At 65.6% G+C, this 14,076-nt stretch carries 13 protein-coding genes; 7 read left to right on the top strand and 6 right to left on the bottom strand.

Features of this window, described 5'->3' with window-relative positions; all coding sequences use genetic code 11:
- The first annotated feature begins 114 nt into the window (after window positions 1-114).
- Genes AB1Z25_RS05515 through AB1Z25_RS05500 form a run of 4 tightly spaced genes read left to right on the top strand, consistent with a single transcriptional unit; the run spans window position 115 to window position 5,533 of the window.
- The gene (locus AB1Z25_RS05515) at window positions 115-2,079 is read left to right on the top strand and encodes an acetyl/propionyl/methylcrotonyl-CoA carboxylase subunit alpha (RefSeq protein ID WP_486636759.1); all 1,965 of its coding nucleotides are present in this window, start codon (window positions 115-117) and stop codon (window positions 2,077-2,079) included.
- A 5-nt stretch (window positions 2,080-2,084) separates the two neighbouring features.
- Entirely contained in the window at window positions 2,085-2,597 is a 513-nt protein-coding gene (locus tag AB1Z25_RS05510) for a GyrI-like domain-containing protein (RefSeq protein ID WP_486636758.1), read from the top strand.
- 12 nt (window positions 2,598-2,609) lie between these two features.
- Window positions 2,610-3,521 carry a hydroxymethylglutaryl-CoA lyase gene (locus tag AB1Z25_RS05505; protein ID WP_253315254.1) on the top strand — a complete coding sequence of 304 codons (912 nt, stop codon included), beginning with the start codon at window positions 2,610-2,612 and terminating at the stop codon, window positions 3,519-3,521.
- 53 nt (window positions 3,522-3,574) lie between these two features.
- Entirely contained in the window at window positions 3,575-5,533 is a 1,959-nt protein-coding gene (locus tag AB1Z25_RS05500) for an acetoacetate--CoA ligase (RefSeq protein WP_486636757.1), read from the top strand.
- Window positions 5,534-5,665: 132 nt separating this feature from the next.
- Here AB1Z25_RS05500 and AB1Z25_RS05495 read toward each other — a convergent pair whose 3' ends face one another.
- The 4 genes from AB1Z25_RS05495 to cysS form a co-directional block, all read right to left on the bottom strand.
- Window positions 5,666-7,321, bottom strand: coding sequence for an ArnT family glycosyltransferase (locus AB1Z25_RS05495; RefSeq protein WP_474455917.1), 1,656 nt, complete (start codon window positions 7,319-7,321; stop codon window positions 5,666-5,668).
- 109 nt (window positions 7,322-7,430) lie between these two features.
- Complete coding sequence (locus AB1Z25_RS05490; RefSeq protein ID WP_486636756.1) at window positions 7,431-8,357, bottom strand: hypothetical protein; 927 nt, start codon at window positions 8,355-8,357, stop codon at window positions 7,431-7,433.
- Window positions 8,358-8,491: 134 nt separating this feature from the next.
- Entirely contained in the window at window positions 8,492-8,707 is a 216-nt protein-coding gene (gene rpmE / locus AB1Z25_RS05485; protein ID WP_043593861.1) for a 50S ribosomal protein L31, read from the bottom strand.
- A 122-nt stretch (window positions 8,708-8,829) separates the two neighbouring features.
- Window positions 8,830-10,203: a cysteine--tRNA ligase gene (cysS, locus tag AB1Z25_RS05480; protein WP_486636755.1), complete on the bottom strand. Its 1,374-nt coding sequence runs from the start codon at window positions 10,201-10,203 to the stop codon at window positions 8,830-8,832.
- 153 nt (window positions 10,204-10,356) lie between these two features.
- On the opposite strand from cysS, the gene AB1Z25_RS05475 reads away from it, so the two are divergent.
- The 3 genes from AB1Z25_RS05475 (at window position 10,357) to AB1Z25_RS05465 (ending at window position 12,517) form a co-directional block, all read left to right on the top strand.
- Window positions 10,357-10,974, top strand: a complete 618-nt coding sequence (locus tag AB1Z25_RS05475; protein WP_486636754.1) for a UPF0149 family protein — start codon at window positions 10,357-10,359, stop codon at window positions 10,972-10,974.
- Window positions 10,975-11,051: 77 nt separating this feature from the next.
- On the top strand, window positions 11,052-11,873 hold the full coding sequence (locus tag AB1Z25_RS05470; RefSeq protein WP_227107330.1) for an undecaprenyl-diphosphate phosphatase: 822 nt from the start codon (window positions 11,052-11,054) through the stop codon (window positions 11,871-11,873).
- A 173-nt stretch (window positions 11,874-12,046) separates the two neighbouring features.
- A complete protein-coding gene (locus AB1Z25_RS05465; RefSeq protein ID WP_048414591.1) occupies window positions 12,047-12,517 on the top strand; it encodes an NUDIX hydrolase in 471 nt (156 codons plus the stop codon).
- 79 nt (window positions 12,518-12,596) lie between these two features.
- Here AB1Z25_RS05465 and AB1Z25_RS05460 read toward each other — a convergent pair whose 3' ends face one another.
- Entirely contained in the window at window positions 12,597-13,178 is a 582-nt protein-coding gene (locus AB1Z25_RS05460) for a hypothetical protein (RefSeq protein ID WP_107799966.1), read from the bottom strand.
- Window positions 13,179-13,186: 8 nt separating this feature from the next.
- Window positions 13,187-14,050 (bottom strand): formyltetrahydrofolate deformylase, encoded by an 864-nt coding sequence (purU, locus tag AB1Z25_RS05455; protein WP_048410466.1) that lies wholly within the window; start codon window positions 14,048-14,050, stop codon window positions 13,187-13,189.
- Between the last annotated feature and the right edge of the window lie 26 nt (window positions 14,051-14,076).

The raw sequence follows: 14,076 nt of genomic DNA, 5'->3' as shown, positions 1-14,076 counted from the left end.
AAGTGACTTTGACCGAACGAGATTCGGCTATTGAAACGGCAACAACGCTTGATCACTCCCCTCTCCCCTCGCGGGAGAGGGGCTGGGGGAGAGGGCCGACCATGAAAGAGCACCATGTTCAATAAAATACTCATCGCCAACCGCGGTGAAATCGCCTGCCGCGTGATCAAGACCGCGCGCGCGCTCGGCGTCGCCACCGTCGCCGTCCATTCCGACGCCGACGCCGACGCCCGCTTCGTCAAGCTGGCCGACGAGGCCTACCGGCTGGGCCCGGCCCCGGCGGCGGACTCCTATCTGCGCGGGGACTTGATCCTGGACATCGCCCGCCGCAGCGGCGCGCAAGCCATCCACCCCGGCTACGGCTTTCTGTCCGAGAACGAGGACTTCGCCGCCGCCTGCGAGGCCGCCGGCATCGCCTTCATCGGCCCGCCCGCCTCCGCCATCGCCGCGATGGGCAGCAAATCCGCGGCCAAGGCGCTGATGGAGCAAGCCCGGGTGCCGCTGGTGCCCGGCTATCACGGCGAGCGCCAGGAGCCGGACTTCCTGCGCGGCCAGGCGGACGCCATCGGCTACCCGGTGCTGATCAAGGCCAGCGCCGGCGGCGGCGGCAAGGGCATGCGCATCGTGGAAGCCTCCGCCGACTTCGAAGCGGCGCTGGCCTCCTGCCAGCGCGAGGCGCGCGCCAGCTTCGGCGACGACAAGGTGCTGGTGGAGAAATACCTGCCGCGCTCGCGCCATGTGGAAATCCAGGTATTCGCCGACAGTCACGGCCAATGCGTGTATCTGTTCGAGCGCGATTGCTCGGTGCAGCGCCGCCACCAGAAAGTGCTGGAGGAAGCGCCGGCGCCGGACTTGCCGCCGGCCACCCGCGAAGCGATGGGCGAAGCCGCCTGCGCCGCCGCCCGCGCGGTGGGCTATGTCGGCGCCGGCACCGTGGAATTCATCATGGAAGTGCAGGCCGACGGCCGCCCCGGCCGCTTCTTCTTCATGGAAATGAACACCCGGCTGCAAGTGGAGCACCCGGTCACCGAGATGATCACCGGCCAGGATCTGGTGGCCTGGCAACTGGCCGTCGCCAGCGGCCAGCCGCTGCCGCTGGCCCAGGAACAGCTCAGCATCAGCGGCCACGCCATCGAGGCGCGCATCTACGCCGAAGACCCGGACAAGGGCTTCCTGCCCGCCACCGGCACCCTCTACCACCTGCGCGCGCCGGCGGAATCCGCCGTCGTGCGCATCGACACCGGCGTCGTCGCCGGCGACAGCATCTCGCCCTTCTACGACCCGATGATCGCCAAGCTGATTGTCTGGGGCGAGGACCGCCGCCAGGCGCTGCAACGGCTGGACGCGGCGCTGGCCGATTACCAGGTGGCCGGCGTCACCACCAACATCCCCTTCCTGCGCCGCATCGTCCAGCATGCCAGCTTCGCCGGCGGCCAGGTGGACACCGGCCTGATCGCCCGTCACCACGACGCGCTGCTGCCGCCGCCCGCCGCGCCGGACGCGGAGCAATTGGCGCTGCTGGCGCTGGCCGAGGCGCTGGCCGCGCCCGGCGGCTTCCCGGTGGCCGCCGGCTGGCGGCTCAACGGCGCGCTCAGCCGCAAGCTCGTGTTCCACATCGCCGGCCAGGACTATCCGGTAACGCTGCGCCATCTGGGCGACGGCTGCGAGATCGCCGCCGGCAGGCTGTTCTCCGCCAGCGGCCGCCTGGACGGCGGAACGCTGCGCGCGCGGCTGGGCGATCAACAACTCGAAGCCGTCGTCGCCCGCAGCGGCCCGCAACGGGTGTTGTTCGCCGCCGGCAGCCGGCTGGAAGCGCAGTGGCTGGACCCGCTGGCGGTGGCCGCCGAGGAGGTTCACGGCGAAACCCATTTGAAAGCGCCGATGCCGGGCCGCATCGTCGCCCTGCTGGCCGCCACCGGCGTCAAACTCAACAAGGGCGACCCGCTGCTGATCCTGGAGGCGATGAAGATGGAGCACACCATCCCCGCGCCGGCGGACGGCGTGGTCAAGGCTTTCTATTTCGGCACCGGCGAGCAGGTCAACGACGGCGACGAGTTGGTCGACTTCGAAGCGGAGTGACACCTATGGACCCCATCATCATCAATCATCCCGGCCTGAATCTGGCCGGCTACAGCATCGCCACCCGGATGGAGAACGGCGACAATCTGCGCCAGATTCCCGAATTCTGGGGCGAATACGCGGCCACGCTGCGCCAGCCGCTGCTGGCGGCGCTGGGCCGCGCCGACGCCGCGGAATACGGGCTGATCCACGACTTCGACCCGGACAGCGGTCGCTTCGGCTATATGATAGGGATGGAGTGCGCGCAGCCCTTGCCGCTGCCGCCCGGCTGCGCGCGGCTCAGCACGCCGCCGACCAAGTGCGCGGTGTTCACCACCCAGCCGGCCGGCAGCGACGCCGAGTTCGGCCAGGCGATCCAGGCGGCCTGGCGCTACATCATGCAAGACTGGCTGCCGGCCTCCAAGCAATGGGAGCAAGCGCCGCTGGGCTCCTTCGAGCGTTACGACGGCCGCTGCGCGCCGGGGCTGCCGCAACGCCAGATGGACATTTACATCCCGGTGCAGCCGCGCCGCCGCTAACGGAGAGCCGAAGTGCCGCAAGTGAAGATAGTGGAAGTGGGTCCGCGCGACGGGCTGCAAAACGAAAAACAGCCGGTGAGCACCGCCGTCAAGCTGGAGCTGATCCGCCGCCTGGCCGCCAGCGGCCTGCGCACCATAGAAGCCGGCGCCTTCGTCTCGCCCAAATGGGTGCCGCAGATGGCCGGCAGCGCCGAGGTGCTGGCCGGCCTGGACCTAGCCGGGCCGGTGTCCCACCCGGTGCTGGTGCCCAATGAGCAGGGACTGGACGCGGCGCTGGCGGCCGGCGCGCGCGAAATCGCCGTGTTCGGCGCCGCCAGCGAAAGCTTCAGCCAACGCAATATCAACGCCAGCATCGCCGAAAGCCTGCAGCGCTTCGCGCCGGTGATGGCGCGCGCGCAGGCGGCCGGCGTGCCGGTGCGCGGCTATGTGTCCTGCGTGGCGGGCTGTCCCTACGAGGGCCGCATCGCGCCGGCCAAGGTGGCGGAGGTGGCCGCGCGGCTGCTGGACATGGGCTGCTACGAGATTTCTCTGGGCGACACCATAGGCGTGGGCACGCCGTCCAGCGTGCTGGCGATGCTGGAAGCGGTGAGCAAGACTGTGCCAATGTCGCAGCTGGCCGGCCACTTCCACGACACTTACGGCATGGCCATCAGCAATATTCATGCGTGTTTGCGCGCAGGAATGATGACATTCGATTCTTCGGTTGCCGGTCTGGGCGGCTGCCCTTATGCTCAGGGAGCTTCCGGCAACGTCGCCACCGAGGACGTGGTCTATCTGCTGCAGGGCGAAGGCTTCGACACCGGCGTCGACCTGGCCGCGCTGGTGGACACGGCCTGGTTCATCGCCGGCGCGCTGGGCAAGCTGCCGGCCTCCAAGCTGGCGCACGCCGTCGGCGACAAGCGCCGCGCCAGGCCGGAGCAATAACAAGCCGCCGCCCGTCCATGGGCCGGCGCGCGGAGAAAATATCAGGAGAAAGCATGACCCCCGACACGCCCATCTGGACCCCCTCCGCCGGCCGCCTGGCCGGCGCCCACCTGACCGCCTTCGCCAAGCTGGCCGAACTGTCCTACGACCGCAAACTGAACGGCTACGCCGAACTGTGGCGCGCCAGCGTGGCCGACCCGGCCCGCTTCTGGTCCTTGGTCTGGGATTACTGCGGCGTGATCGGCGACAAGGGCGCCACCGCGCTGAGCGACGGCGACAATATGCTGACCGCCCGCTTCTTCCCGGAGGCGCGGCTGAGCTATGCCGAAAACCTGCTGCGCCGCGACGACGACGGCGACGCGCTGGTGTTCTGGGGCGAGGACAAGCTGCAACGGCGCTGGAGCTGGCGCGAGCTGCGCGCCCAGGTGTCGCTGCTGCAACAAGCGATGCGCGGCGCCGGCATTCAGGCCGGCGACCGCGTGGCGGGCTTCATGCCCAATATGCCGGAAACCATCGCCGCGATGCTGGCCGCCAACAGCCTGGGCGCGGTGTGGACCAGCTGTTCGCCGGACTTCGGCGCGGACGGCGCGGTGGAGCGCTTCGGCCAGACCGAGCCCAAGCTGCTGTTCTGCCCGGACGGTTATTGGTACGCCGGCAAGGCGGTGGACATCCGCGCCAAGATGGCGGCGCTGGCCGAGGCGCTGCCCTCGGTGCGGCAAATCATCGTGGTGCCCTATCTGGGCGAAACCGGCGTGTTCGCGGAAAACGTGCCCAAGGCCATCACCCTGACGGACTTCACCGCCGCGTATCAAGCGCAAGCGCTGAGCTTTGAACGGCTGCCCTTCCGGCACCCGCTGTTCATCCTGTATTCCAGCGGCACCACCGGCAAGCCCAAGTGCATCGTCCACGGCGCCGGCGGCACCTTGCTGCAGCATCTGAAGGAACAGCAGCTGCACGGCGACGTCCATCACGGCGACCGCCTGTTCTACTTCACCACCTGCGGCTGGATGATGTGGAACTGGCTGGTTTCCGGCCTGGCTTCCGGCGCGGCGCTGATGCTGTTCGACGGCTCGCCCTTCGTCGGCGAAGGCCGCACGCTGTGGGACTACGCCGAGCGGCAGCGCTTCACTCACTTCGGCACCTCGGCCAAATACATAGATGGCCTGCGCAAGAGCGGCATCGCGCCGGTCCGGGAATGGAAGCTGGATTCGCTGCGCGCGGTGTTCTCCACCGGTTCGCCGCTGGTGGCGGAAAGCTTTGACTGGGTTTACGCCAACATCAAGACCGACATCAATCTGGCCTCGGTGTCCGGCGGCACCGACATCGTGTCCTGCTTCGCGCTGGGTTGCGCCAGCCTGCCGGTCTACCGCGGCGAGCTGCAATGCCGCGGCCTGGGCATGGCGGTGGACATCTACAACGAGTACGGCCGGCCGGTACGCGGCGAAAAAGGCGAGCTGGTGTGCACCCGGCCCTTCCCGTCGATGCCGGTGGGCTTCTGGAACGATCCCGACGGCGGCAAATACCGCCAGGCCTATTTCGGCCGTTTCGACAATATCTGGTGCCACGGCGACTACGCCGAACTCACCGCCCACGACGGCATGATCATCTACGGCCGTTCCGACGCGGTGCTCAATCCCGGCGGCGTGCGCATCGGCACCGCGGAGATCTATCGCCAGGTGGAGGCTTTCGACGAGGTGCTGGAAAGCATCGCCGTCGGCCAGCAGTGGCAGGACGACGAGCGCGTGCTGCTGTTCGTGCGCCTGCGCGCCGGCGCGCGGCTGGACGAAGACCTGCAGCAGCGGATCAAGGCGCAGATCAAGACCGGCGCCAGCCCCCGCCACGTGCCGGCCAAGATCATCGCCGTCGCCGACATCCCCAAGACCATCAGCGGCAAGATCGTCGAGCTGGCGGTGAAGAACGTGATCCACGGCCAGCCGGTCAGCAACCTCACCGCGCTGGCCAATCCGGAAGCGCTGAAGCTGTTCGAGAACCTGGACGAACTGCAAAGCTGAGCCCACGCGCGGCCCATGAAAAACCCCCGCATTGATTGATGAATGCGGGGGTTTTTAGCCTGCTTAACAAAACCCGGTTTTACCGCTGGGGCAAGGCGCGCCACGCAGCGTCAGGGGGTTTGCTCGCCGCTCTTATTGCTCATGCGGATGAATGCGCCGCAATAGCGCGAACATCATATTCTGCTCGCGCGGCCGGGAGCCGTACCACAGCACTTCCCAGCCCGGCTCGGCGATGCCCTCGTCCTCAGAGCGCACCACCAGCTGGTAGTCGCAGGGCGAGGCGTTGCCCGCCGGATAGGACACCAGGTCCAGGCCGGCGTAATAGCGCCAGCTGATCAGCGCCAGCTGATTGCGGCTCTCGGTCGCCACGCAGGCGGCGTTGGCCGGCAGCGCCTTCATCATCCGCTCCACCACCGGACGGTAGCTCTTGGCGGCGTCGAACCACGGCAGCCACAAGGTCATGCCCAGACCCCACAGCAGGGTCAGGCCCGCCGCCCAGTTGCTGATGGCCTGGCGGCCGCGCAAATGCTTGCGCGTCAGCGCCCACAGCCATACCAGGGTGGCGATCACCGCGCACACCGCGGCCAGGCTGGAGACGTGCTCCTGATAATACGGGCTGAAATACTGGGCTCGCCCGGCCAGGCCCCGCGGCCAGCCGAAGTTCATCGCCGCCCAGCCGGCCCACACCAGGATAGCGAAGAAGCCGAAGGTCATCAGGCCGAACCAGTTGAGGAAGGCCGCCGCGCCGCGCTTGAGATTGTCCAGCTCCACCGCCGCCAGCAAGGACAGCGGCAGCAGCAGCGGCATCGCGTAAGTCATATTGGGACGGCTGGACAAGGTCAGCAGGATCAACACCACGGCGAAGAACATCAGCGGCAGTTGCAAGCGCGCCTGGTCCAGCCGTTCCCGGTTGCGGTACAAGGTCCAGGCGGCCAACGGCCAGGCCGGGAAGGCAAACCACAGGGCGTTCAGGCTGTAGTAGCCGAAGTCGTGGAACAGCTGCACCCGGCCAAAACCGTTGAGCTGGCCCAGCGAGTACTCGTTCCACCACAGATTGAACGCGTCCGGATGGCTCTTGGCCAGCGCCAGCGGCCACACCAGGGAGGTGGGCGCGGCGATCAGCAAGGCCAGCAACACGGTGATCGCGTATTGCTTGCTGCGCCAGGCGGAGAAGGCCGGCAGCAGCAAGACCACCATCCACAGCAGCAAGAGCTCCATCAGGCTGGCGCTGAGGAAGATGGCCGCGCTGGCCGCGCCCAGCAAGGCGCCGGCCAGACCGGGCGAACGCAGGGTCAGCGACAGCGCGTAGAAGGCGGCGGCGAAGCCGGCGAAACCGGCCACCACCGAGGTCAGCTGATGGCCGGTTTCCACCAGGCCGACGCAGCCTATCAGCACCATCACCACGCTGCGGCCGTGACGACGGCCGATCAGATCGCGGCCGGCCATGCCGGCCAGCAGCAAGGCCAGCGCCATGAACAAGGGCGTGGCCAGCCGCGCGGCGTCGTGCGCCGCCAGCAGCCAGGGAGACAGCAGCTTGACCATGAAGGCCGCCACCCAGTAATACAGCGGCGGGCTATCCAGATAGGGCGCGCCTTGCACCGTGGGCAGCAGCCAGTTGCCGGTGTCCAGCATGCCCTGCACCGCCGCCAGCACGAAGGGCTCGTCCGGCTTCCACGGATCGTGGCCCAAGATGCCCGGCCACAGCCAGACAAAGCACAGCAGCAGCAGAATCCACGGTTTTTCCGTGGGCTTGGCCAGGGTTTGGGATTGTTCCGAATAAGTGAGCATGAGTCTCGTTCAAACAGTTTCAGGGGAGCTCGAAAGATCTACCGCGCGGCCCGAGCGCTGCGGCGCGCCTTGCTCTCGAACCGCTCGCGACGATTGTTCGAGGCCCCTTTCAATCAGCCGACGGCAAAGCGCCGCGCAAGCGAGCGATCAGAATGCGCCAATCCACCTTGCGCTTGGCGATGGAGTTGCGCAACTTGTTGCGGCGGCGCTGGCGCTTGTGATCGGGATCGGCCTGTATCGTCTTCAGCCTAGCCTCGTCCCAGGCGAATTCACCGCAGTACTGGGCCTGGCGCGCCACGTCCCAGTCCGGCGCCATGCCGGCGAACACTTCAGCCAGGTAGAGCGGCGCCTCGTAACTGTAGTTCCAGTAATGATGCAGCGCATCCCCCAGCGCCAGCGGCTGACGGCCGTCGCAGGCCACCAGCGACCAGGCCAGCTGCTCGGTCCAGTTGCGCGCTTCCACGCGCGGCAGCAGGAAGTCGTTGATGCGCAAGGCGGTTTCAAAGAAGGGCACCATGCCGGCGGAAGCGCCGACCACGCCGGCGTTCCACATCGCCAGGCCCTGGACGTCGGCCACGCCCATCTTGCGCAGCTCGGCGCCGTGCTTGTCCACCGCGGTCAGATAATCGGGGAAGAAGCCGGGGCCGAACACGCCTTCGTTGACGTGCATGCAGCTGGCGTTGCCTGCTTCCAGCTGGGCGAACAGCTCGTCCGGCACGCGCAGCCAGCGGGTGTCGCAGTCCACGTACAAGACGGCGGTGCCCAGTTCGCGCGCCGCCTTCAGCATCACTTCCAGCTTGATGCGGTGCACATAGTCGAACTGGCCGCGATACGCCTGCAACTGCGCCCGGCTCAGGGTCTCGGTGCGGACCAGGGGATGCGCGGGCACGCTGTCCGGCGCGTCGGTGTACACCATGATCTTCACGTCCTGCCGCTGCTGCTTCAGCAGCAAATGCAACAGGCTCAACACGGAAAAGCGGGTCTGGTCGTAGTATTTCTTGCCGCCGTGGGACAGGTAAACGATGTGGATCGCCATGGCCTCAACCTTGCAGATATAGGTACGCGCGCCGCCGGCCGGAATCTGCCAAACCCTGCCGCCGCCGCGCCGGAATCATAGAAAAAAGGCAGCCTGAGCTGCCTTTTTCTGGGTGTCCAACGTATCCTCGGCGCTTAGCGCTTGAAGAAGCCGCCGAACTTTTGGTTGAACTTGTCAACGCGACCGGCGGTGTCGACGATCTTTTGCTTGCCGGTGTAGAACGGGTGGCAGTTGGAGCAAACTTCAATGCCGAACGCGTCCTTGGACATGGTGGACTTGGTCACGAACTGGCTACCGCAGGAGCAGGTAACGGTCAGGTCTTTGTAAGTCGGGTGAATATCGGTTTTCATGTGTCTTCCTTTCAAATCGGGTACAGGGGATTTGCCTGTACTGCTTGCGAAACTATCGATTATCCGCGCTTTGCCGCCGCTTGACAAGTGCCAAATCCACTGTCAACGGCGGCCCCTGCGGCTCAGGCGCGGCGCCAGACCGTGCCCTGGGCGCTGTCTTCCAGCACGATGCCCTTGGCGGTCAACTCATCGCGAATGCGGTCGGACTCCGCCCAGTTCTTGCCGGCGCGCGCATCCTTGCGCGCCTGAATCAAGGCTTCCACCGCCTCGGCCGACAACTCCTCGTCGCCGGCGCCGCCCTTGAGGAAGTCTTCCGGGTCGCGCTGCAGCAGGCCCAGCACGCCGCCCAGGTCCTTCAGCAGGCGCGCCTGACGCGGATCGCGGCTCTTGTTGACTTCGCCGGCCAGCTCGAACAACACCGCCACCGCTTCCGAGGTGTTGAAATCGTCGTTCATCGCGGTCTGGAAGCGCGCGGCGAACGGGTCCTTCCAGTCTATGCCGGCGGAGGCCGGCAGCTCCAGGCCGCGCAAGGCGGTATAGAGCCGGGTCAGGCCGTGCTTGGCGTCGACCAGGATGCTGTCGGTGTAGTTCACCGGGCTGCGGTAATGACTACGCACGATGAAGAAGCGGATCACCTCGCCGTCGAAATGGCCCAGCACGTCGCGGATGGTGAAGAAATTGCCCAGCGATTTGGACATTTTCTCGCCGTCGACATTGATGAAGCCGTTGTGCAGCCAGTAATTAACGTACTGGTGGCCATGGGCGCCCTCGGACTGGGCGATTTCGTTCTCATGGTGCGGGAATTGCAGATCCTCACCGCCGCCGTGGATGTCGAACTGCTCGCCCAGATGATGACAGCTCATCACCGAGCACTCGATATGCCAGCCCGGACGCCCCGCGCCCCACGGGCTGTCCCAGGACGGCTCGCCCGGCTTGGCCGCTTTCCACAGCACGAAGTCCAGCGGATCGCGCTTGTGCGGGTCCACTTCCACCCGTTCGCCGGCGCGCAGCTTGTCCAGGGTGCGGCCGGACAATTTGCCGTAGCCCTCGAACTCGCGCACCGCGTAATACACATCGCCGTTGTCGGCGGCGTAGGCCTTTCCGTTGGCGATCAGCTTTTCGATCATGGCCACCATGCCCGGCACATGCTGGGTGGCGCGCGGCTCGAACGTCGGCGGCAACAGGCTCAGCGCGGCGGCGTCCTGGCGCATGTCGGCGATGGTCTCTTCCACCAACTGCTGCGGCAGAATGCCGCGCTCGGCGGCGCGCTTGATGATCTTGTCCTCGATATCGGTGATATTGCGCACATAGGTGACGTCGTAGCCGGACGCGTCCAGCCAGCGATAGATCACGTCGAAGGCCGCCAACATGCGCGCGTGTCCGATATGACAGAGGTCGTAGACCGTCATGCCGCACACGTACATACACACCTTGCCGGGCTCGATGGGTTTGAACTCTTCTTTCTGGCGGGTCAGGGTGTTATACACGGTCAACATGATGGAAACCTATTGGAGGTTGGGTCAAAAAAGAACGATTGTAACAGAGCCGTCAAGCCCTCCGCATCGTGATTGCGACGCGCCGCGCGGCCGGCGGTGCGCTGGGCCGCCAGATGGCGGATAATGGGCTTTTCTCCCTAGCCCTGGTCCGCCATGAGCCATACCCCGCTTTCCGACGCCGACTACCAACGCCTGGCCGCCACCCTGAACCGCTTCCTGCCGCAGCAAGGCATGAATCTGGAACATCTGGACGGCTTCTTCGCCGCCCTGCTCTGCGGCCCGGAACCGATCAAGCCGACAGAATGCCTGCCCGCCATCATCGGCGACGCCTTCGACGACGATGCCGCCTTTCCCAGCGACAAGGCGCTGGAACAGTTCGCCAAACTGCTGATGGGGCATTGGCTGGACGTCTCCGCCGCGCTGCGCGAGAACGATGCCTTCCAACCCTGGCTGGAAGCGGACGCCGCCGGCGAGATCCGAGGCAACGACTGGGCCGAAGGCTTTTCCGAAGGCATGCAATTGCTGAACGAGGACTGGGGCCTGCTGTTCGACGATCCGGAGCAGGCGCCGCTGCTGGAGCCCATCCTGACCCTGGCTTTCGAGCGCAATCCGGACCCGGAAGTGCAAATGCCCGCGCTGACGCCCGAGCGGCGCCAACAATGCCTGGCCGAGCTGTCCGAATCCGTGCATGGCATCCACCGCTTCTTCTCCGCCATTCGCCGGCGGCTGGAAGAGGAGGAACAAGCGCTGGAACGCCGGCAGCGCAACTGAGCCGGTCAACCGGTCCGCGGCGGCGGCGTTGATAAGCAGGCCGGCGCAAGCCGCCTCCCACCGCCACAGGACCCGCCATGAACCCTATCGAAGCCCTGCTGTTCGCCGTCATCCAGGGCGTCAGCGAACTCTTTCCCGTCAGCAGCCTGGGCCACGGCGTGCTGATACCGGACTGGCTGCATTGGTCCATCAACCGCATGAGCCCGGATTTCCTGCCCTTCATGGTGGTGCTGCACCTGGGCACCGCCGCCGCGCTGCTGCTGTACTTCCGCCGCGACTGGCTGCAACTGACAGGCGGCTTCCTCAAGGCCGGCGGCAAGGCCTCCAATCCGGACGCCCGGCTGATGTGGCTGTTGATCGCCGGCACCATCCCCGCCGGCTTGCTGGGCCTGCTGCTGGAAAAACAGCTGCGCGCGCTGTTCACCAGCACCACCGCGGTGCTGATCTTCCTCAGCCTGAACGGCTTGCTCCTGCTGTGGGGCGACCGCCTGAAACGGAAGCAAGCCCATCTGGACCTGGAGCGGCTCAGCTTCTCCGGCGCGATCAAGATAGGCGCGGGCCAGGCCCTGGCCCTGCTGCCCGGCTTCTCCCGCTCCGGCGCCACCCTGGTGACCGGCCTCGCCCATGGCCTGGACTACGCCTCGTCCGCGCGCTTCTCCTTCCTGCTGGCCACTCCCATCATCGCCGCCGCCGGCGTGCTGGAAGTGCCCAAGCTGGCGCACAGCCAGGTTTCCGCAGGACTGCTGCTGGCCTGCGGCCTGCTGTCCGGCGCCTGCGCTTACGCCAGCACAGCCTTCCTGATGCGCTACTTCAAGAAAAGCGAAATCGAGTCGCTGCGCCCGTTTGGCTACTACTGCCTGCTGGTGGGTCTGGGCGGTTTATTGGCCAAACTGCTTTGAGCGCCGAAACCGCATGATTTCAATTTGAATGGCGGCGCGATTTATTTCATTCAAATCAGATATATGAGTAAATTTTGAGCACAGCTTATTGGACTGATCGGTCTAGTGCTTTAGAATGGAAAAATAATATCCAGGGCCACTCTCGCCGGTGGCCCTAACTAATTTTTTGAAGAATGAGTGTTTTGGAAGAAAAAAGAAACGAGCGCCTGCCGGCGGACCTGGCCAGGCGCGCAACCGCTATTATCGAACTGCCCGACGGCGTGCTGGTCACCGCGGCCAAAGGCGGCCGCTACAATCTTCCCGGCGGCAAGGCCGCCCGCGGCGAACTGCGCTCCCAGGCGCTGATCCGCGAAGTGCGGGAAGAAACCGGCTTGCGCATCAACTCCATGCTGTATCTGTTCGATCACATCACCCCGTTCAACGCGCACAAGGTCTACCTGTGCATCGCGCAGGGCCAGCCGCGCCCGCAGGGGGAAATCGAACGCATCGCCTTGGTGTCCTCGCCGGACACCGACATGGACCTGTTCATAGAGGGCCGCGCCATCCTGCGCCGCTACGCGCGGCTGCGCGGCGAAGTCACCGCCAAGGGCGACGCGCTGCGCGCGCTGCTGGGCCTGGCCCGCTACATCGCCAAGGTGGATTGAGCGCGCCGGCCCGTCCACGCGCCCTCCATGCAAAACAGGACATGCCTCGGCATGTCCTGTTCTTTTTTCAGCCCGCGGCTCAGATGCCGCTTGCGGGCGCCGAGCTCTCCGCTCCACGCGCGGCGTCGGCCACGCCGGCGGGCAAATCCACCCAGCCCGCCGCCGAACCCAGCGACAAGGCCCCGGCCAGCAAGACCATGGCCACCGGCGCGAACAACAACACTCCCAGCGCCACCCGCAGCCGGTGAATGCCCGACACCACGGCCAGCGCGTTGACCAACACCAGAATGCCGAAGATGGACAACACCCCGTTGACCGCCAGCGCCGCGTCGTCCGGCAGCCAACTGGTCAGCGGTTCCACGAACTGCAGGCCGCTGGCCACCGCCACCAGGCCGAACAGTGAACCATGGCCGTCCCACTTGGCAAAACGCAGCCATAGGCCGATGAAGCCGGCGAAACACAGGGTTTCCGCCAGCGTGAACAACACCATGAACAGCATGCGGCCGGTCAGGTTGTTGCCCAGCTCTGCGGTGTCGGCGCTGGCCACCAGACCCAGCGCGATCAGAAACAGCAGGGTCTGCCAGCGCGGATACTGATACTCGCCCAGGGGCTTGACCCGGAAGCGCAGCAAATCCACCACATCGTCAATCAGCAGGCGCATGTCCGCTCTCAGTCAAAGACTACCGTCTTGTTGTTATAGGACAGCACGCGGTTATCCATATGCCAGCGCACGGCGCGCGACAACACCACTTTTTCCAGGTCGCGGCCTTTCTGGATCAGGTCGTCCACTTCGTCGCGGTGAGAAATGCGGGTGACTTCCTGCTCGATGATCGGGCCCTCGTCCAGATCCTCGGTCACGTAGTGGCTGGTGGCGCCGATCAGCTTCACCCCGCGCGCAAACGCGCGGTGATAAGGCTTGGCGCCGTCGAATGCCGGCAGGAAGCTGTGATGGATGTTGATCACCCGGTCCGGATAGCGCTCGACGAAACCCTGGGACAGGATCTGCATATAGCGAGCCAGCACGATGAAGTCCACGCCGGCCTCTTCCAGCAGGCGGAACTGCTCGGCCTCGGCCTCTTCCTTATTGTCCTTGGTGACCTTGATCACATGGAAGGGAATGCCGTTGAACTCCACCAGCCGGCGGCAGGTTTCGTGATTGGAAATCACCAGCGGGATCTCGCAGTCCAGCTCGCCGATGCGCCAGCGGTGCATCAGGTCCACCAGGCAGTGCTCGTACTGGGACACGAAGATGGCCATCCGCGGCTTGCGGGTGGACAGCGACACCTTCCAGTTCATCGCGTGTTCGTCGGCAATCGGCTGGAAGGCGGCGGCGAAGTTCTCCATCGGCAGGGTGAAGCCGTCCACATCCCACTGCACCCGCATCAGGAACAGGTTTTCGCTGGTGTCCTGATGCTGGTCCGCGTGCATGATGTTGGCGTTGTAGGTCATCAGGAAGTTGGCGATGGCCGCCACCAGGCCCTTCTTGTCCGGCGCGCTGATCAACAGCGTGGCCGATTGCTTGTCTTGACTCATGATCGGATTTGCTTACTGCTAACTAA

It is taken from the genome of Chromobacterium sp. HL1, from assembly GCF_057418835.1.
The sequence above is the reverse complement of the archived record's forward strand: the minus strand, read 5'-3'. Positions and strand labels throughout refer to the sequence as shown.